This window comes from Streptomyces sp. NPDC001717 (genome assembly GCF_042892775.1).
GTDB lineage: Bacteria > Actinomycetota > Actinomycetes > Streptomycetales > Streptomycetaceae > Streptomyces.
The window spans coordinates 534,686-553,693 of record NZ_JBIAUK010000001.1; the positions used below are offsets into that span (position 1 = coordinate 534,686).

The window sequence follows — 19,008 nt, forward strand, 5'->3', positions numbered from 1 at the left end:
AAGCGAACCAGACCGACATGGGCAGATGCCAACAGGGGGTTGGCCACGGGCCGCACCCGGCGCCGGGGCATAGCATCTGACCATGAGCGACGACAGCCACGAGCACCAGAGCTTCGAGACCCGCGCGATCCACGCGGGCAACACGGCGGACCCGCTGACCGGCGCGGTCGTACCCCCCATCTACCAGGTTTCCACGTACAAGCAGGACGGCGTCGGCGGACTCCGCGGCGGCTACGAGTACAGCCGCAGCGCCAACCCGACCCGCACGGCGCTGGAGGAGAACCTCGCGGCGCTGGAGGGCGGCCGGCGCGGGCTCGCCTTCGCCTCCGGACTGGCCGCCGAGGACTGCCTGCTGCGTACGCTGCTCTCCCCGGGCGACCACGTGGTCATCCCGAACGACGCGTACGGCGGCACGTTCCGCCTCTTCGCGAAGGTCGTCTCCCGCTGGGGCGTGGAGTGGTCGGTGGCCGACACCTCCGACGCGGAGTCCGTGCGCGCGGCCCTGACCCCGAAGACCAAGGTCATCTGGGTCGAGACCCCCTCCAACCCGCTGCTCGGCATCACCGACATCGCGGTCGTCGCCGACATCGCGCGGACGGCCGGCGCCAAGCTGGTCGTGGACAACACCTTCGCCTCCCCCTACCTCCAGCAGCCCCTCGCGCTCGGCGCGGACGTGGTCGTGCACTCGCTGACGAAGTACATGGGCGGGCACTCGGACGTCGTCGGCGGCGCGCTGGTCACCGCGGACGCGGCGCTCGGCGAGGAACTGGCCTACCACCAGAACGCGATGGGCGCGGTGGCCGGTCCGTTCGACTCGTGGATCGTGCTGCGCGGCATCAAGACGCTGTCCGTGCGGATGGACCGGCACGCGGAGAACGCGGCGAAGGTCGTCGAGCTGCTGACCCGGCACCCGAAGGTGCACAAGGTCCTCTACCCGGGCCTGCCGGAGCACCCGGGGCACGAGGTGGCGGCCAAGCAGATGCGGAACTTCGGCGGCATGGTGTCCTTCCAGGTCGTCGGCGGCGAGGAAGCGGCGGTCGAGGTCTGCAACCGCGCGAAGCTGTTCACGCTGGGTGAGTCGCTGGGCGGCGTCGAGTCGCTGATCGAGCACCCGGGGCGGATGACGCACGCGTCGGTGGCGGGGTCGGCCCTTGAGGTTCCGGCGGACCTGGTCCGACTGTCGGTGGGCATCGAGAACGCGGACGACCTCCTCGCGGACCTGACCCAGGCCCTGGGCTGACACCCCCGCACCCCGCGCCGGGCCTGCCCTTGCTGCCCGGCGGGGGGTGTGCGCGGCGTCGTGTGCGGCGCCGCTGCCGGGGCGCTGCCCCGGGCCCCGCGCCTCAAACGCCGGCGAGGCTGGGATTGCCCGGAGGGGCCGGAGTCCGCGGACGGCGGCAGCCAAGATCCAGCCCCTCCGGCGTTTGAGGAGCGGGGTACGGGGCGGAGCCCCGGATCTTCTACCAGCCGTCCAGGGGTGGGGAGATGTCACTCGGCGGGACGGCCCACGGGCGGGTCACGGCGGCCCAGATCGTGAACGCGACGGCCACCGCCACCAGCACGGCCCAGCCGAAGCGCCGCAGGGCGCGCCGGCGGCGCAGGATGCGGCCCCCGCGGGCCGCCGCGCCCGCCGCGAGGCCGGGCGGGACCGCCGGGTACGGGCCCTCCAGCAGGCGCCGCACCCGGGCTTCCTTGCGTTCGGGGAGGCCGCTCACCGCAGCTCCGCCACGGCCCTGTTGCACAGCGAGCGGACCCGTTCCGGGGTCAGTCCCAGCTGCGCGGCGGTGACCTCCTCCGCGACCCCTTCGTAGATCCGCAGCACCACCACGAGCCGCTCCAGCGGGCTCAGCCGGGCCAGCAGCCCGGCGTCACGGAAGTGACGCCGGCCGGTGCGGGCGAACGCGGTGCACAGTTCCCGTCGGGTGAAGTCGTACGGGTCGTCCCCCCGCAGGCGCCGCCAGTCGGCGTACGTGCGGGCCAGCGCGCCCGCCAGCAGCCGGCGGGCCGCCTCCGGTTCACCGGTCAGCAGGATCGCGACGTGCAGGAGCCGCCCCGCCGCGCCCGCGACGAAGGCCTCGAACTCCACGTAGGGGCCCAAGCGTTGCTCCACCGCCCGCATGGTTCACATAGTGCGGGCAGCGGGACCGTCCGGGTCAAGGGGTCTGACGCACCCCGGTCGCGAGCGTGTTCGGGAGGGCGTTCAGGAGGCCGGGCCGGCGTCGGCCACGGCGGCCATCAGCTCGGACAGCGACAGGTTGAAGCGCGTCAGCAGCGTCGTGAACGACTCGCGCTCCCCCTCGCTCCAACCCTCCGTGACCCGAGCCATCAGCTCGCGCCGCGAGGAACGGACCTCCTCCAGCCGCGTCAGCCCCCGCGGGGACAGCGCGAGGACCACGGCCCGCCCGTCCTCCGGGTGCGAAGTCCGCTTGACCAGGCCGCTGTCGACGAGCGGCGCGACCTGCCGGGTGACCGTGGAGGAGTCGATGCCCATGCCCCCGGCGAGCGCCTTGACGCCCATCGGGCCTTCCAGGTCGAGCCGGTTCAGCAGCAGGTACGCGGCCCGGTCCATGGAGTTGCGGGCCTGGCCGACGCCGCCCAGGCGGGTCTGCTCGGCGCGGCGCGCGAACACGGCGACCTGGTGCTGGAGCGCGTCGAGGAGACCCGCTCCGGCGGGCGCGTCCGGCGCCGCGGGCAGGTCGGAATTGGCCGGGTAGGAAGGCATGGCCGTGGGCTCTCTTCGCGTGGGTCCGACAAGGATGGGGGACAGAGTACGCGGCCGTGCGGCGGCTCGTACGCCCCGTACGAGAACTGATACGGCCGGTCTCCGGCGACCGCCCGGAGGTGTCCCGGATGGCGAGATTTCGCCCCTTGTCGGGAGCCGCACGCGCACCCTGCGCCGGGTGGCCCCCGGGCTGGGAGACTGGCGGCATGAACTACCGAGTGCCCCTTCCCGTTCCGCCGGTCATCCTCGACGACGTCCGCGGAGCCCAGAAGATGCTGTCCGGCGTCTCCCGGGTCACCCCCATGGAGGGCAGCCGGTACCTCTCCTCCCTCACGCACTCCCCGGTTCACCTCAAGTGCGAGAACCTCCAGCGCACCGGCTCCTTCAAGCTGCGCGGTGCGTACGTGCGCATCGCGGGCCTGCGCCCCGAGCAGCGGGCGGCCGGTGTCGTGGCGGCCAGCGCGGGCAACCACGCGCAGGGCGTGGCGCTGGCCTCCTCCCTGCTCGGGGTGCGCTCGACGGTGTTCATGCCGGTCGGGGCGCCGCTGCCCAAGGTGGCCGCGACGCAGGAGTACGGCGCGGAGGTGCGCCTGCACGGGCAGGTCGTCGACGAGACCCTCGCGGCCGCCCAGGACCACGCCGACCGTACGGGGGCGGTGTTCATCCACCCCTTCGACCACCGCGACATCATCGCGGGCCAGGGCACGGTGGGCCTGGAGGTCCTGGAGCAGTGCCCGGAGGTGCGGACCATCCTCGTCGGCATCGGGGGCGGCGGTCTGGCGGCCGGTGTCGCGGTGGCGGTGAAGGCGCTGCGGCCCGATGTGAAGGTCATCGGCGTCCAGGCGGCGGGCGCCGCCGCGTACCCGCCCTCGCTGCTGGTCGGGCACCCGGTGTCCATCGACAACCCGACGACGATGGCGGACGGTATCAAGGTCGGCCGTCCCGGCGACGTCCCTTTCAAAATCATCGGCGAGCTCCTCGACGACGTGCGTACGGTCTCGGAGGACGCGCTTTCCAGTGCGCTGCTGCTCTGCCTGGAGCGGGCGAAGCTGGTGGTCGAGCCGGCCGGGTGCAGTCCGGTGGCCGCGTTGCTGAGCGAACCCGAACGGTACGACGACGGGCCGGTGGTGGCCGTCCTGTCCGGCGGGAACGTGGATCCGCTGCTGCTCCAGCGGATCCTGCGGCACGGCATGGCCGCGGCGGGCCGGTACCTGTCGCTGCGGCTGAGGGTGGCCGACCGGCCGGGGGCCCTGGCCGGGCTCCTGGGGGTGTTGTCGGTGGTGGATGCGAACGTGTTGGACGTGAGCCACGTGCGGACCGACCCGCGGTTGGGCCTCACGGAGGTGGAGGTGGAGCTGCAGCTGGAGACGAAGGGTCCGGAGCACTGCACGGAGGTCGCGCGCTCGCTGCACAGCGCCGGTTACACGGTGATGGGCTAGGCCGGTCACCGCTGCCGTCGGCCGATCCCTGGCCATACGCGATATGACGCGATAGCGTGCGCCCGGGTGAACGGAGATTCCCCCGTTCGGCCGGGCAAGAGCCGCCCGGCGCCCATATGATCTGCATGGAAATGCGCTGATTGCACCGACTGCACTGATTCTGCTGGCCCGAATCGCACTGGGAGAATCCGTATGCCAGGCGCCATCTACGCCGAAGGTCTCATCAAGACCTTCGGTGATGTACGGGCTCTGGACGGCGTGGACCTCGATGTCCCCGAAGGCACCGTCCTGGGTCTGCTCGGCCCGAACGGCGCGGGCAAGACCACGACCGTACGCGTCCTGACCACCCTCCTCCGGCCCGACAGCGGCAAGGCCGTCGTCGCCGGGATCGACGTACTCAAACACCCCAACGAGGTCCGGCGGGCCATCGGCCTCTCCGGCCAGTTCGCCGCCGTCGACGAATACCTCACCGGCCGCGAGAACCTCCAAATGGTCGGGCAGCTCTACCAGATGAGGGCCAAGGCCGCGAAGGCCCGGGCCGAGGAACTGCTCGAACGCTTCCAGCTCACCGACGCCGCCGACCGCCCCGCCAAGACCTACTCCGGCGGCATGCGCAGGCGGCTCGACCTCGCCGCCGCCCTCGTCGTCAGCCCGCCCGTGATGTTCATGGACGAGCCGACCACCGGCCTCGACCCCCGCAACCGGCAGCGGCTGTGGGGGATCATCAAGGAACTGGTCGCGGGCGGCACCACCCTCCTCCTCACCACCCAGTACCTGGAGGAGGCCGACCACCTCGCGCACGACATCTGCGTGGTCGACCACGGCAAGGTCATCGCCCGCGGTACGTCCGACCAGCTCAAGGCCCGTACCGGAGGCGAGCGCGTGGAGGTCGTCGTCCACGAACGGGACCACATCCCCACCGCCCGCGAGGTCCTCGCCGCCTTCGGCAAGGGCGAGACCACGGTCGAGGAGCACACCCGCAAGCTGACCGTGCCGGTCTCCGGCGGCGCCAAGCTGCTCGCCGAGGTCATCCGCGAACTCGACGGACGGGGCATCGAGATCGACGACATCGGCCTGCGCCGCCCCACCCTCGACGACGTGTTCATATCCCTGACCGGCCACGCCGCCGAACGCGAGGCGGACGAGCACGGCGACGACGGCGGGAGCGGCGGGAGCGGCGGTGCCCCCGAGGCCGGCGCCAAGGGCCGCAAGGCGGCCGCGCGGAAGGAGATGGCGAAGTGACCCTCACCTCCCGTTCGCCGGAGCTGTCCGCCCCGCGCCCGCGCGGCGGCGTCGTCCAGAGCGCGGCCGACTCCCTGGTCATCGCCAAGCGCAACCTGATCCGCATGTCCCGGATCCCCGAGATGATCATCTTCGGTCTGATCCAGCCGGTCATGTTCGTCGTGCTCTTCAGCTACGTCTTCGGCGGCTCGATCAGCGTCGGCGGCAGCACCTCGCCCCAGGCCTACCGCGAGTTCCTGATGGCGGGCATCTTCGCCCAGACCGTCACCTTCGCCACCGCCGGGGCGGGCGCGGGCATCGCGGACGACATGCACAAGGGCCTCATCGACCGCTTCCGCTCCCTGCCCATGGCACGCGGCGCGGTCCTGACCGGGCGCACGCTCGCCGACCTCGTCCAGACCACGGTCACCCTGGTCGTCCTGGCCGTCGTCGCGCTGCTCGTCGGCTGGCGCACCCACACCGGCTTCGGAGAGGTCCTCGCCGGCTTCGCCCTGCTGCTCCTGCTCGGCTACGCCTTCTCCTGGATCGGCGCCCTCATCGGCCTGTCCGTACGCACCCCGGAGGCGGCCACCTCGGGCGGGCTGATCTGGCTCTTCCCGCTGACGTTCATCTCGAACGCCTTCGTGCCGTCCGAGAACATGCCGTCCTTCCTCCAGACCATCGCGGAGTGGAACCCCTTCAGCGCGACGGTCCAGGCGGCCCGCGTGCTCTTCGGCAACCTCCCGGAGGGCTACCCGGTCCCGGACGCCTGGCCCATGCAGCACCCGGTGATCGCCTCGATCCTCTGGTCGGTGCTGATCATCGCGGCCTTCCGCACGTTGGCGGTCCGCAAGTACCGCTCGGCGACGGCATAGGGCGGGACCCGTACCCGTACCCGTCCCCGTACCGCACGCACGAACGCCGATGCCCGGCCGGAACGGTGAGCCGTCCGGCCGGGCATCGGCGCAAGAGGTGGGGTGATCAGCCGGTGAAGGGCTTGACGTCGAGGATCTTGACCGAGGCCTTCTTGCCGTTCGGCAGCTCGTACTCGGCGTCCTCGCCGACCGCCTTGCCCATGACACCGCTGCCCAGCGGGGACTGCGGGGAGTAGGTCTCGAAGTCCCCGGACGCGTACTCGCGCGACGCCAGCAGGAACTCCATCGTGTCGTCCTCGTCGCCGTCGAAGGCGATCTTCACGACCGTGCCGGGGGCCACCACGCCGTCGGAGGCAGGCGCCGTCCCGACCTTGGCGTTCTCCAGAAGCTGCGTGAGCTGGCGGACGCGCAGTTCCTGCTTGCCCTGCTCCTCCTTGGCCGCGTGGTAACCGCCGTTCTCGCGCAGGTCGCCCTCCTCGCGGGCGGCGGCGATCTTCGTGGCGATTTCCGTGCGTGCGGGACCAGAGAGGTAGTCCAGCTCGGCCTTCAGCTGGTCGTACGCCGCCTGGGTCAGCCAGGTGACGCTCTCGCTCGTCTGGGTCACGGGTGCTCCTCGTCGGTACAGGGGACTAGATGCCCGCCGGTCGCGGGCGAAACCACGAGCCTAACAATTCGGGAAGAAAAGGGGGAGGACCCGAGCCCGTCCGTGATGTCCGGGGAGGGCCCCGGCCGGGCCGTGCCCGCCCCGCAGAGCGGCTCGGCGGCTCCCGCCCTTCCAGGATGAACCACCCGGGCGTGGCGGACGAGCCCGCGTGGGACGGACGGGCCCGCGTGACGGACGAGCCCGCGTGACGGACGAGCCCGGTGACGAGCCCGGTGACGGACCCGACGCCCGTGGACGACCGGCGGACCCGTCAGCTGCCGGCGGCGGGCTGGCAGCCGACGAGCTCGATCATCGCCGCGCGCCCGGTGGTCTTCAGCGACACGACCTCGTCGATCCGCGTCGAGGACTGCGCGAAGGTGAAGTCGGCGCGGCCCACCTCGCCGTGCTGCTTGTCCTGCGAGGTCAAGGTGCACACCCCGGTCTGCGAGGCGTCCTTGCGCACCTCCAGGTGCACCTTCACCTCGGTGTCGGAGACCACCTGGAACTTGATCACCTCGGCGCTGACGCTCTGCCCGGCCATGTAGTCCCAGCCGATCCAGCCGATCACGCCCAGCAGTACGACGCCCAGGACGGACCCGACGATCTTGAGCTTCCGGTCCGCACGCTCGTCCGCCGACCGGCCGTACCGGCCCTCGGGCAGCCCCTCGCGCACCGCGCTCATGATCGTTTCCTCTCGCTGGGGAAGGGTGAGGCACCCCCGGAATTTTCCGTCCCCCGGTTCGGTCACTATAGAAGCCGACCGTCGCGCCGAATCACAGAGGATCCTGTCTTGACCGAGCAGCTTCGACTGATGGCCGTCCACGCCCACCCCGACGACGAGTCGAGCAAGGGCGCGGCCACCATGGCCAAGTACGTGTCCGAGGGGATCCCCGTGATGGTCGTCACCTGCACCGGTGGCGAGCGCGGGTCCGTCCTGAACCCCAAGCTCCAGGGCGACAAGTACATCGAGGAGAACATCCACGAAGTACGCGCCAAGGAGATGGACGAGGCGCGCGAGATCCTCGGCATCGAGCAGGAATGGCTCGGATACGTGGACTCCGGCCTCCCGGAGGGCGACCCGCTGCCGCCGCTGCCCGAGGGCTGCTTCGCCCTGGAGGATGTCGACCAGGCGGCCGGCCGCCTCGTCAAGAAGATCCGCGCGTTCAAGCCGCAGGTCGTCACGACGTACGACGAGAACGGCGGCTACCCGCACCCCGACCACATCATGACCCACAAGATCTCCATGGTGGCCTTCGAGGGCGCGGCCGACACCGAGAAGTACCCGGAGGCCGAGTTCGGCCCGGCGTACCAGCCGCAGAAGCTCTACTACAACCAGGGCTTCAACAAGCCCCGCACCGTCGCCCTGCACGAGGCGCTCCTCGCCCGCGGCATGGAGTCCCCCTACGGCGAGTGGCTGGAGCGCTGGAAGGAGTTCGAGCGCAAGGAGCGGACCCTGACCACGCACGTCCCCTGCGCCGACTTCTTCGAGATCCGCGACAAGGCGCTCATCGCGCACGCCACGCAGATCGACCCGGACGGCGGCTGGTTCCGCGTCCCGATGGACATCCAGAAGGAGGTCTGGCCGACGGAGGAGTACGAGCTGGCGAAGTCGCTCGTGGACACTTCCCTCCCCGAGTCCGACCTCTTCGCCGGCATCCGGGAGAATGCTTAGCCATGAGCGCTACGCAGGCAGCAATCACCCAGTTCCTTCCGCTGGCGGCCGACACCTTCGACAAGAACAAGGTGACCCCGGGAGTCCTGGGGTTCATCGTGTTCGCGGTCCTCGCCCTCGGGACGTGGGGTCTGATGAAGTCGATGAACCGGCACATGGGCCGGGTGAACTTCGAGGAGGCCCCGGAGCCGGGCTCCGCGCCCACGGAAGCCCCCCGGACCCAGTAGGGACCCCGGCCCGCCCCTCCCGTCGTCGGGGTCGGGTGCCCCCGCAGGGTGTCCGCCGGCGCCTCGGCGGGCGGGCCTTGCGTGTACCCCGGCGCCGTCGGGGTCGGGTGTGCGGTGGGCTCCCGCAGGGCGTCGACCGCCGGTGCCCTTGGGGGCGGCCCCCCCTTGGCACTCCCGCGCCGTCGGGGTCGGGTGTGCGGCGGGGCGCCCCCGCAGGGCGTCGAACGAAACCCGCTGGTCTTGCCGGTGCCGCATGGGGTTCGACGCCCGAGGAGGTGCCCCGGCGCGCGCCCGGCCCCGACGGCCCACCCTGCGGCCCGGCCCCGGCTCGGGTCGGGGTGCCGCTGCGCGGGGCTGGTCCCCTACCCGCCCTTCCACCGTTCCCCGGGCTCCGCCCGGACCCGTCCTGGGGCTCCGCCCCAGACCCCGCGCCTCAAACGCCGGCGAGGCTGAGGTGGCCCGTGCCGCCGGCGCCGGTCGGGCCGTTACGTCGGGGACGGCCCCGGTACGCCCATGACCTCGCGGGCCTGGAGGTTCGGCACCAGGCCCAGGCGCCACGCCTGCCAGCCCTCCGCCGGGTCCGCGCCCCGGCCCAGCACCACCCCGTACGTCTCCAGGCAGTCCTCCAGCCGCCCGTCCCGCGCCGGATGCGGCGCCGCCGACAGGCGGGACAACTCCGCCCGCGCCTCCTCCGGGGCGGCCGGCACCGCGTACGGCAGCATCGTGCAGCGCAGGAACCGGGCCCAGTCCTCCCCGCGCCGGTCCCCGTACGAGATGAACAGCCGCACCGCCTCCTCGCACAGCCCCAGCGCCTGCGAGACCCGCCCGTTGCCCGCGTCCACCACCGCCAGCTCCAGGCAGGTCCACGCCTCGCCGTGGGCCAGCCCGATCCGCCGGAAGTCCGCCCGCGCGTCCACCAGCAGCTGCCGCGCGAAGCCGGAGTTGCGCAGGTTGCCCGTCTGCGCCGCCCGCTGGTCCCGCGTCACCCGCCCCGAGTGGTGGCGCGCGTGCGCCAGCCCGTACACGTCCCGCATCCGCGAGAACATCGTGCGGGCCCGCTCCAGCTCCCGCACCGCCTGGTCCCGCTCGCCCGCCTCCTCCAGCGCCTGCCCGAGGTGGTACAGCGTCCACGCCTCCCCGCGCGCGTCCTCCGCCTCCCGGTGCCGCGCCAGCGCGTCCCGCAGCCGCTCCAGCGCGGCCCCCGGATCCCCGTCCACCACCCGGGCCCGGCCCAGCTGGGTCAGCGCCCACGCCTCACCGCGGTCGTCGCGGGTCCGCCCGTACAGGTCCAGCGCCACCCACAGCTCCGACTCCGCCCGCTCCACGTCGCCGAACCGCAGGTGCACCTGCCCCAGCTGGAAGTGCGCCCACGCCTCGCCGTGCACGCTCTCGCTCTCCCGGTGCAGGGCCAGCGACCGCTCCAACAGGGCCGTCGCCTCCGCCAGCCGACCCAGGTCCCGCTCCACGGCCGCCAGCGCGTGCAGACCCCACGCCCGGTCACCCGCCAGCTCCGCCGGCTCCTGCATCACCAGTGCCTCACGGATGCGGGCCGCCGCCTCGGGAAGGTTGCCCTGGTGGTGCAGCGTGATGCCGAGCGAGACCAGCGCCATCGCCGCCCCCGCCTCCTGATGGGCCTCCATGTACTGGTCGACCACCGAGGTCAGCGTCGTACGGGCCTTGTCCAGCTCGCCCAGCTGCCGGGCCGCGATACCGGTACGCCACTGCACCGACCGCACCAGCCGCCCCTGCCGGTCCCCGGACCCGCCCTCTTCCACGCCCCCGTCCCCGGTACGGCCCGCCGCCACGGCCTGCGTCAGCTCGTCGATCTCACCCAGCCGGTACAGGTCCCCGCGCAGCAGACAGAAATCGCACAGCGCGCCCAGCAGATCCAGTACCGCCTGCTGGTCCACGCCCTCGGAATGCCGCAGCGCCGCCGTGATGAAGCTCGACTCGTCGTCCAGCCACCGCAGCGCCGCGTCCAGCGAGGTGAAACCGTGCACCCCGAACTGGTTCGCGCGCGTCGACATCTTCCCGTCGACCATCCGGATCACCGAGTCCGCGAGCTGCGCGTACACGCGGATCAGCCGCTCGTGCGCCGCCACCGCCGGCTCCCGGTCCTCGTCCGCCGCCGGCCGCGCCGCCGCGTACGCCCGCACCACGTCGTGCATCCGGAACCGCTGACCGCGCACCCGCTCGATCAGCCCCGCCTCCCACAGTTCCTCCAGCAAACGCAGCGCCGCCTGCTCGGGTACGTCGGCCAGCGCGGCCGCCGCCGCCGCGCCGAGCGACGCCCGGCCGGCCAACGGCAGCCGCCGCAGCAACTGCCGCGCCGGCTCCGCGAGCCGGGCATCGGCGGCCGCCAGCGCGGACTCGACGGGATGCGCATCCCCGGCGCCCGCCCCCGTGTCGGCGCCGGGGACCACGCCCGCACGGGCCGACGGGCCCAGCATCCGCAGCGCCAGCGGCAGCCCGCCGCTCAGCCGCACGACGGCCGCCACGGCCTCCGGCGCCGGGGCGAGCGCCGCCTCGCCCGCCCCCTGCTCCGCGGGCACCGCCCGCACCAGCTCCGCCGCGTCCTGCGGCCCCAGCCGCTCCACCGGCAGCTGATGCACCCACGCCGGCAGATCCGCGGGCAGCTCCAGCGGCTCCCGCGCCGTCACCAGCACCAGGCTCTCGGAACGCTCCGGCACGAGCACCCGTACCTGCTCCGCGTCCGCCGCGTCGTCGAGGACCACCGTCACCGCGAGCCCCTGCAGGTGCTGGTGGTACAGCTCACCGAGGCGGCGTACCTGCTGCTCCGCCGAAGCCCCCTCGCGGAACAGCAGCTGCTCACGGGGCGCGCCCAGCCGGTTCAGCAGGTGCAGCAGCGCCTCCCGCGTCGACAGCGGAGCCTCCGCGCCCGCGCCCGCTCCCGTTCCCGCCGCCCCACCGCCGCGCAGGTCCACCACGCACGCGCCCTTGAACTGGTCCCGCAGCCCGTGCGCCGCCCGCAGCGCCAGGGCCGTACGACCCACCCCGGGCTCGCCGTGCAGCACCACGACCACCGGCCGGGTCTCCGTACTGGCGCGCGCCGCCTGCACCCACTGGGCGATCCGGGTCATCTCCGCCCGCCGGCCCGCGAACACCCCCGACGGATCAGGGAGTTGGCCGAACGACTGCTCCAGCGCACTGCGTCGCCGCGCCTCCGCGCTGCGGTCCGTACCGCGCAGCTGCGGCGCCGCCGGGCGGGGCACCCGGGCCGCCGCCGCGGACACCTTCCGCTGCGCCTCCAGGAACGGCCGGATACCGCGCACCTCCAGCGCCGACAGCCACTGCAGCCGCAGCTGCTCCGGGCCGCCCGGCCGGCCCAGCTCACCCGCCCGCCGGTTCGCGGCCGGCAGGTGCAGGGCCGTCACCTTCGCCACCGCCGCCACCGCCCCGGCGATGCCGACGACGGCCCCGGTGGTCAGCGCCGTACCGGCCGCGACCCCGAGGGCGAGGTCCGTCCCGACGGCCGTGGCGGCGGCAACGGCCGTCACCAGCACCGCCGTCGACGTGTTCCCCCGCCGGAACGCCTCCCCGAGGGACTCGTCCCCGGCCGCCGCCTCGTCCAGGGCCCGTACGTACGCCTCGTACTCGGGCGCCGCACTCGCGGCGAGCGCGTCCAGCGCCTCCTTGCCGCGCGCCAGCAGGGCCGCCCGGTCGACGGTCGGCGCACCCGCGCCCACCCGCCGTGCCTCCTCGTCGACGGCCCGCACCAACAGCCGCTCGGCCTCACCGCGATGGCTGTCCCGCATCGGCATCCCCCTAAGAGAGCTCCGGCAACGTGCCACAAGTGTCCGCCGGTACGGTCGATTGCGCGAGGGAACTTGAGCTAGATCAGAGGGAGTTGGCCAGTACGGGAACCCTCGCCCGGCCGTCCCGCGTTGACCCGACCGGCAGGAACGGGGGACCTGATGGCGGCACGCGACACCAAGACGACAGCACTGACTGCCCTGACGGCGCTCCTCCTCCTGACCGGATGCGCCGGACAGAAGCCCCCCACCCCGGAGTTCGCGATCCGCTACGAGGAGCCGGACCCGTCCGACGCGGCCGGGGCCCGCTTCCTCCGCGACCGGAACCTCGTCGAGCCGGTGCTCGCCGACCTCAATGCGTACCTCGACCTCCCGTACCAAGTGACCGTCGCCGCCCGCTCCTGCGCGGGCGGCGGCACCGGCTACGACCCGGCCGAACACCTGGTGGAGCTCTGCTACGACGACCTCGCCGAGGACCGCGAGCTGTTCGAGCGCGCCGGGTCCCCGCACCCGGACGACGACCTCGCCGAACTCGTCCGCGAGACCGTCCACCACGAGGCGGGCCACGCCCTCGCCGACGCCCTGGACCTGGCACTCGACGACCGGGCCGAGGAGGACGCCGCCGACCGCTTCGCCCAGCTGATGCTCCTGCGCACCCCCGAGGGCGAGACCACCCTCCTGACCGCGGCCCGCGCCCACGACCTCGCCGCCGCGGCCGACCCCGCCCCGGACCCCTCGGACGAACACGCCCCACCGGCCGCCCGGGCCGAATCCCACCGCTGCGCGGTCCAGGGCGCCGCCCCCACCCGCCACCCGGACCTGGCCACCCCGTCCCGCACCCACTGCGCCACGACCTGGACCGCGAGCCGCGACGCCTGGACCCGAGACCTGACCCCACTGCTGCGCCGCTGACCTCCGGGCACGGATGGCGGAACGTCCGCCCGTCGGACAGTCGAAGGGGCTCCACCAGGGCAGGTGCGGCAGGATGGGCTCCATGTCGAACCGCCTCGCGAACGAGACCTCGCCGTACCTGCTCCAGCACGCCGACAACCCCGTCGACTGGTGGCCGTGGTCGCCCGAGGCATTCGCGGAGGCGCGTGAGCGCGGTGTGCCCGTCCTGCTCAGCGTCGGGTACAGCTCCTGTCATTGGTGCCATGTGATGGCCCACGAGTCCTTCGAGGACGAGCCGTCCGCCGCGTACATGAACGAGCACTTCGTCAACATCAAGGTGGACCGCGAAGAGCGTCCCGACATCGACGCCGTCTACATGGAGGCCGTCCAGGCCGCCACCGGGCAGGGTGGCTGGCCGATGACCGTGTTTCTCACCGCCGACGCCGAGCCGTTCTACTTCGGGACCTACTTCCCGCCCGAGCCCCGGCACGGGATGCCCTCCTTCCTGCAGGTCCTCGAAGGGGTGCGCACCGCCTGGGAGGGGCGGCGGGAGGAGGTCGACGAGGTCGCGCAGAAGATCGTGCGGGACCTGGCCGGGAGGCAGTTGGACTACGGCAAGGCCGGCATGCCCGGGCCCGAGGAGCTCGGGCAGGCGCTGCTCGGGCTGACGCGGGAGTACGACGCCGCGCGCGGCGGCTTCGGCGGGGCGCCGAAGTTCCCGCCGTCCATGGTGCTGGAGTTCCTGCTGCGGCACCACGCGCGCACCGGCTCCGAGGGTGCGCTGCAGATGGCCGCGGACACGTGCGAGGCCATGGCTCGGGGCGGGATCTACGACCAGCTCGGCGGGGGTTTCGCGCGGTACTCCGTGGACCGGGAGTGGGTCGTTCCGCACTTCGAGAAGATGTTGTACGACAACGCGCTGCTCTGTCGGGTGTACGCGCATCTGTGGCGGGCCACCGGGTCGGACCTCGCGCGTCGCGTCGCGCTGGAGACCGCCGACTTCATGGTGCGGGAGCTGAGGACGGAGCAGGGCGGTTTCGCCTCCGCGCTCGACGCCGACAGCGAGGACCCGGACAGCGGCGAGCACGTGGAAGGGGCCTACTACGCGTGGACCGCCGCCGGGTTGCGCGAGGTGCTGGGGGACGAGGACGGGGACCTGGCCGCCGCGTACTTCGGGGTGACGGAGGAGGGGACCTTCGAGCACGGGAAGTCGGTGCTGCAACTCCCGCAGGACGGGCCCGTGGTGGATGCCGCCCGGGTCGAGGACATCAAGCGGCGGCTGCTCGCCGCGCGGGACCTGCGGCCCGCGCCCGGGCGGGACGACAAGGTCGTCGCGGCCTGGAACGGGCTGGCCATCGCCGCCCTCGCCGAGTGCGGCGCGTACTTCGAGCGGCCCGACCTGGTCGAGCGGGCCACCGAAGCCGCCGATCTGCTCGTTCGGGTGCACATGGACGGCCGGGCGCGGCTGGCGCGGACCAGCAAGGACGGGCAGGTCGGGGTCAACGCGGGGGTGCTGGAGGACTACGGCGATGTCGCCGAAGGGTTCCTGGCGCTGGCGTCCGTGACCGGCGAGGGGGTGTGGCTGGAGTTCGCCGGTTTCCTCGTCGACCTGGTCCTGGACCGGTTCACCGCCGAGGACGGGTCGCTGTACGACACCGCGCACGACGCCGAGAAGCTGATCCGCCGCCCCCAGGACCCGACCGACACCGCCGCTCCGTCCGGCTGGACGGCCGCCGCCGGCGCGCTGCTGTCGTACGCCGCCCACACGGGTTCGGAGGCCCACCGTACGGCCGCCGAGCGGGCGCTCGCGGTGGTCCACGCGCTCGGGCCGCGGGCGCCGCGGTTCATCGGGCACGGGCTGTCGGTCGCCGAGGCGCTGCTCGACGGGCCCCGCGAGGTGGCGGTCGTCGGCCATCCGGAGGACCCGGGCCGGGCCGCCCTGCACCGCGCGGCGTTGCTGGGGACGGCTCCCGGGGCGGTGGTGGCGGTCGGGCTGCCGCAGGCGGCGGACGGGAGCGGCGGCGAGTTCCCCCTGTTGGCCGAGCGCACACTTGTACGCGACCTTCCGACGGCGTATGTGTGTCGCCACTTCGTCTGCGCGCGGCCTACGACCGATCCGGTCGAGTTGGGCGAGCAGTTGGGCACGGTTCGCCCCTGAAGCAACCGTAGTAGCATCAATTCCGGTTAGGTGAACTGGGGTTCGGTTACCCCTTTTTTATCCGTAGAGCACCTGAGTGTCATGTTCACGGCCTAATGTCATCGCTTCGAGGGTTGTCGGAATGTGGCTTGAATGGCCACTGTGACGGCGCGCTGAGGGGTGCGCGTACGAGGTGGAAAGCGGAAGCCGGTGACGGCGGGCATGGGGGCCCGCCGTGAGCTTCCGGGGGGTTAGACGATCGCCGCTCGGGGTTGCGGCACGCCTGTGGGGGGACGCTTGTTCACCGCTGTGTTCATTACGGTCATTTCGCTTGCGCTCTTCGGGATCGCCGCGTTCACGCTCTGGTGGCAGATGCATGCGTGGCGCACCCCCGAGGTGCTCGCCTCGACCCGCTTCAACCGCCCGGACGGGGGCGGCGGCCTGTCCTTCTCGCTGCTGCTGCCGGCCCGCCACGAGCAGGCGGTGCTGGAGCACACCATCGAGCGGCTGCTGGAATCGAGCCACACCGACTACGAGATCATCGTGATCGTCGGTCACGACGACCCCGAGACCGCGGCGGTCGCCGAACGCGCCGCGGGCCGTGCGCCCGACCGGGTGCGGGTCGTCGTCGACCACCACGAGACGAAGAACAAGCCCAAGGCGCTCAACACCGCCCTCCCGCACTGCCGGGGCGACATCGTCGGAGTCTTCGACGCCGAGGACCAGGTCCACCCCGAGCTGCTCGCCCACGTCGACCACGCCTTCCGCTCCACCGAGGCGGACGTGGTCCAGGGCGGGGTCCAGCTCATCAACTTCCACTCCAGCTGGTACAGCCTGCGCAACTGCCTGGAGTACTTCTTCTGGTTCCGCTCCCGCCTCCACCTGCACGCGGAGAAGGGCTTCATCCCGCTCGGCGGCAACACCGTCTTCGTACGCACCGACGTGCTGCGCGAGGCCGACGGCTGGGACCAGAACTGCCTCGCCGAGGACTGTGACCTGGGCGTGCGGCTGTCGTCCGTCGGCAAGAAGGTGGTCGTCGCGTACGACTCCGACATGGTGACCCGCGAGGAGACGCCCGGCTCCCTGATGAGCCTGCTCAAGCAGCGCACCCGCTGGAACCAGGGCTTCCTCCAGGTCTACCGGAAGAAGGACTGGAAGCAGCTGCCGGGCCGCGGTCAGCGCTGGCTGGCCCGCTACACGCTGATGACCCCCTTCATGCAGGCCGCGTCCGGGGTGATCATCCCGGTCAACTTCGCCGTCGCGGTCTTCCTCGACGTGCCGGTCGGGATCGCGTTCTTCACCTTCCTCCCGATGCTCGCGGCGATGGTGACCTTCGTCTTCGAGGTCGTCGGGCTGCACGACTTCGGCCGCCAGTACGGGCTGCGCGTGCGCTTCGTGCACTACGTCAAGCTCGTCGTCGGCGGGCCCTTCTACCAGGTGATGCTGGCCGGCGCGGCGATCCGCGCGGTCTGGCGCGAGCACCGCGGTCGCAACGAGTGGGAGCTGACGACCCACACCGGCGCGCATCTGGACGCCGTCGCGACCTCGGTGAACACCGCCCCGGTCGCCGCGCCCGCCGTTCAGCGTGCCGCCGCCCCGGTCGCCGTCGGGGCCGGCGTCGGAGCCGGCTCCACGGTCACCGCCGGTGGCGGCGTCACCGCCGGTGCCACCGCCACCGCGATCCGAGAGGACGGCCGCCAGTGAACGCCACCCTGCCCACGGCCACCGAACTCCAGTCCCCGGCCGCCGCCACCGTCCCCGCACAGCGGCGCGGCCCGGCGGGCGGCCTCGGGGTCCGGCCCGCGCCGCTCCGGCCGCTCGTGCGGTTCCGTTCCTCCCGCCCCGACCTGCTGCTGTGCGGGGCCCTGCTGCTGGTGATCGTCCTCGTACAGGGCTGGAACATCACCCACTTCCCGACCCTGAGCGACGACGAGGGCACCTACCTCGCCCAGGCCTGGGCCGTGCAGCAGGGCGACGGCCTCGCGCACTACACGTACTGGTACGACCATCCGCCGCTCGGCTGGATCCAGCTCGCCGGGCTGACGTACCTGCCGTCGCTCTTCGTGCCCGACTCGATGACCGTCGCGACGATGCGGTTCGCGATGCTCGCGGTGTCGGCCGCCAGTTCCGTGCTGATGTACGTGCTGGCGCGCCGGCTGTGGCTGCCGCGCTGGGCGGCGGGGCTGGCGATGGGCCTGTTCGGGCTGTCGCCGCTCTCCGTGGTGCTCCAGCGCGAGATCTTCCTCGACAACATCGCCGTGATGTGGATGCTGCTGGCCTTCTGCCTGGCCGCGTCCCCGAGCCGGCACCTGTGGCACCACTTCGCCTCCGGGCTGGCCGCCGCCACCGCCGTCCTCACCAAGGAGACGATGCTGGTGGTGCTGCCGGCGCTGCTGGTGACGATGTGGCGCCACAGCCACCGCGACACCCGCAAGTTCGCCGTCACGGGGGCCATCACCGCCTGTGCGCTCATAGGCCTCTCGTATCCGCTGTACGCCCTCCTCAACAGCGAGCTGCTGCCCGGTGCCGGGCACGTCTCGCTCATCGACGGCATCACCTACCAGATGAGCCGCCCGGGCTCCGGTTTCATCCTGACCCCGGGTACCGGTTCGAACGGGGTGTTCCGGTCCTGGTTGTACTACGACGCGGTGCTGCCGCTGGGCGGGCTGGCCGGCGCGGTGCTGCTGATCGTCACCGTCCGTTGGTCCGTGACCGCGCGTGCCCTCGCCGGCCCCGCGCTGGCCTGCGTGATCCTGGCGCTCGTCGCGATGCGGGGCTCCGGCTACCTCCCGGCGATGTACGTGATCCAGGCGCTGCCGTTCCTCGCGCTGGTCCTCGCCGGGGGCGCGGCCAGCGTCACGCACGCCGTGCTGCGCCGCCGCCGGGCTCCCGAGGAGCGGCGTGCACTGCTGTGGGCGCGTCGGGCGTTGGTGGTGGTGCTCGCCGTGTCCGCCGCGGTGTACGTGCTGCCGCGCTGGTACGAGGGCAACCGCACCGCGCTCACCGTCGACGCGAACGCCCCGTACCGGCAGGCCGCGGCCTGGCTGGGCCGGGAGGTGCCCGACCCGGCGCACACCCGGGTGCTCCTCGACGACGCGCTGTGGCTGGACGCGGTGCACCACGGCTTCGAACCGGGGACCGGGGCCATCTGGTTCTACAAGGCCGACCTCGACCCGGCCGTCACCCGGACGATGCCGCGCGGCTGGCGGGACATCGACTACGTGGTGTCCTCGCCGACGGTGCGACGCGACGCCGTGGACCTGCCCAACGTGAAGGCGGCGCTGGAGCACTCGACCGTTGTGGCCGTCTTCGGCGAGGGTGAGGACCGCATCGAGATCCGCCGGACGGACGCCGCCGGCCGAGCCGCAGGAGCCACCTCCGCCGACCAACGGACCGGGAGCTGATCGC

The 19,008-nt window shown here is 72.6% G+C and carries 16 protein-coding genes; 10 read left to right on the top strand and 6 right to left on the bottom strand.

Features of this window, described 5'->3' with window-relative positions; genetic code table 11:
- The first annotated feature begins 82 nt into the window (after nucleotides 1-82).
- Nucleotides 83-1,240: a cystathionine gamma-synthase gene (locus ACFYZL_RS02685; RefSeq protein WP_384757298.1), complete on the top strand. Its 1,158-nt coding sequence runs from the start codon at nucleotides 83-85 to the stop codon at nucleotides 1,238-1,240.
- A gap of 220 nt (nucleotides 1,241-1,460) precedes the next feature.
- Here ACFYZL_RS02685 and ACFYZL_RS02690 read toward each other — a convergent pair whose 3' ends face one another.
- From ACFYZL_RS02690 to ACFYZL_RS02700, 3 genes are all read right to left on the bottom strand, one after another.
- A complete protein-coding gene (locus ACFYZL_RS02690; protein WP_384757301.1) occupies nucleotides 1,461-1,715 on the bottom strand; it encodes a hypothetical protein in 255 nt (84 codons plus the stop codon).
- Complete coding sequence (locus tag ACFYZL_RS02695) at nucleotides 1,712-2,119, bottom strand: sigma factor-like helix-turn-helix DNA-binding protein (RefSeq protein ID WP_384757302.1); 408 nt, start codon at nucleotides 2,117-2,119, stop codon at nucleotides 1,712-1,714. The genes ACFYZL_RS02690 and ACFYZL_RS02695 overlap by 4 nt, the downstream gene beginning before the upstream one ends.
- A gap of 81 nt (nucleotides 2,120-2,200) precedes the next feature.
- Nucleotides 2,201-2,722 (bottom strand): MarR family winged helix-turn-helix transcriptional regulator, encoded by a 522-nt coding sequence (locus ACFYZL_RS02700; protein ID WP_384591702.1) that lies wholly within the window; start codon nucleotides 2,720-2,722, stop codon nucleotides 2,201-2,203.
- Between the two features lie 206 nt (nucleotides 2,723-2,928).
- Between ACFYZL_RS02700 and ilvA the strand changes: the two genes are divergently transcribed.
- The 3 genes from ilvA (at nucleotide 2,929) to ACFYZL_RS02715 (ending at nucleotide 6,257) form a co-directional block, all read left to right on the top strand.
- A complete protein-coding gene (ilvA, locus tag ACFYZL_RS02705) occupies nucleotides 2,929-4,161 on the top strand; it encodes a threonine ammonia-lyase (RefSeq protein ID WP_384735895.1) in 1,233 nt (410 codons plus the stop codon).
- 192 nt (nucleotides 4,162-4,353) lie between these two features.
- Entirely contained in the window at nucleotides 4,354-5,403 is a 1,050-nt protein-coding gene (locus tag ACFYZL_RS02710) for an ATP-binding cassette domain-containing protein (RefSeq protein WP_388675402.1), read from the top strand.
- Nucleotides 5,400-6,257 (top strand): ABC transporter permease, encoded by an 858-nt coding sequence (locus ACFYZL_RS02715; protein WP_384757308.1) that lies wholly within the window; start codon nucleotides 5,400-5,402, stop codon nucleotides 6,255-6,257. The genes ACFYZL_RS02710 and ACFYZL_RS02715 overlap by 4 nt, the downstream gene beginning before the upstream one ends.
- Nucleotides 6,258-6,363: 106 nt before the next feature.
- Here the strand turns inward: ACFYZL_RS02715 and greA are convergent, their stop codons facing one another.
- Complete coding sequence (gene greA, locus ACFYZL_RS02720) at nucleotides 6,364-6,861, bottom strand: transcription elongation factor GreA (RefSeq protein ID WP_384591714.1); 498 nt, start codon at nucleotides 6,859-6,861, stop codon at nucleotides 6,364-6,366.
- Nucleotides 6,862-7,171: 310 nt separating this feature from the next.
- On the bottom strand, nucleotides 7,172-7,582 hold the full coding sequence (locus ACFYZL_RS02725; protein WP_384757310.1) for a DUF4307 domain-containing protein: 411 nt from the start codon (nucleotides 7,580-7,582) through the stop codon (nucleotides 7,172-7,174).
- 108 nt (nucleotides 7,583-7,690) lie between these two features.
- On the opposite strand from ACFYZL_RS02725, the gene mca reads away from it, so the two are divergent.
- Both mca and ACFYZL_RS02735 read left to right on the top strand, forming a co-directional pair.
- Entirely contained in the window at nucleotides 7,691-8,572 is an 882-nt protein-coding gene (mca, locus tag ACFYZL_RS02730; protein WP_384591720.1) for a mycothiol conjugate amidase Mca, read from the top strand.
- Nucleotides 8,573-8,574: 2 nt separating this feature from the next.
- Nucleotides 8,575-8,799, top strand: coding sequence for a hypothetical protein (locus ACFYZL_RS02735; RefSeq protein WP_384757314.1), 225 nt, complete (start codon nucleotides 8,575-8,577; stop codon nucleotides 8,797-8,799).
- 485 nt (nucleotides 8,800-9,284) lie between these two features.
- Here ACFYZL_RS02735 and ACFYZL_RS02740 read toward each other — a convergent pair whose 3' ends face one another.
- Nucleotides 9,285-12,575, bottom strand: a complete 3,291-nt coding sequence (locus ACFYZL_RS02740; RefSeq protein ID WP_388675408.1) for a tetratricopeptide repeat protein — start codon at nucleotides 12,573-12,575, stop codon at nucleotides 9,285-9,287.
- Nucleotides 12,576-12,734: 159 nt separating this feature from the next.
- On the opposite strand from ACFYZL_RS02740, the gene ACFYZL_RS02745 reads away from it, so the two are divergent.
- The 4 genes from ACFYZL_RS02745 (at nucleotide 12,735) to ACFYZL_RS02760 (ending at nucleotide 19,004) form a co-directional block, all read left to right on the top strand.
- Nucleotides 12,735-13,484 carry a DUF4344 domain-containing metallopeptidase gene (locus tag ACFYZL_RS02745; RefSeq protein WP_388675411.1) on the top strand — a complete coding sequence of 250 codons (750 nt, stop codon included), beginning with the start codon at nucleotides 12,735-12,737 and terminating at the stop codon, nucleotides 13,482-13,484.
- Nucleotides 13,485-13,566: 82 nt separating this feature from the next.
- Nucleotides 13,567-15,621 carry a thioredoxin domain-containing protein gene (locus ACFYZL_RS02750; protein WP_388675414.1) on the top strand — a complete coding sequence of 685 codons (2,055 nt, stop codon included), beginning with the start codon at nucleotides 13,567-13,569 and terminating at the stop codon, nucleotides 15,619-15,621.
- A gap of 351 nt (nucleotides 15,622-15,972) precedes the next feature.
- On the top strand, nucleotides 15,973-17,304 hold the full coding sequence (locus tag ACFYZL_RS02755) for a glycosyltransferase (protein WP_388675417.1): 1,332 nt from the start codon (nucleotides 15,973-15,975) through the stop codon (nucleotides 17,302-17,304).
- Nucleotides 17,301-19,004 (top strand): ArnT family glycosyltransferase, encoded by a 1,704-nt coding sequence (locus tag ACFYZL_RS02760; RefSeq protein ID WP_388675420.1) that lies wholly within the window; start codon nucleotides 17,301-17,303, stop codon nucleotides 19,002-19,004. Before ACFYZL_RS02755 ends, ACFYZL_RS02760 begins: the two co-directional genes overlap by 4 nt.
- The last annotated feature ends 4 nt before the right edge of the window (nucleotides 19,005-19,008 follow it).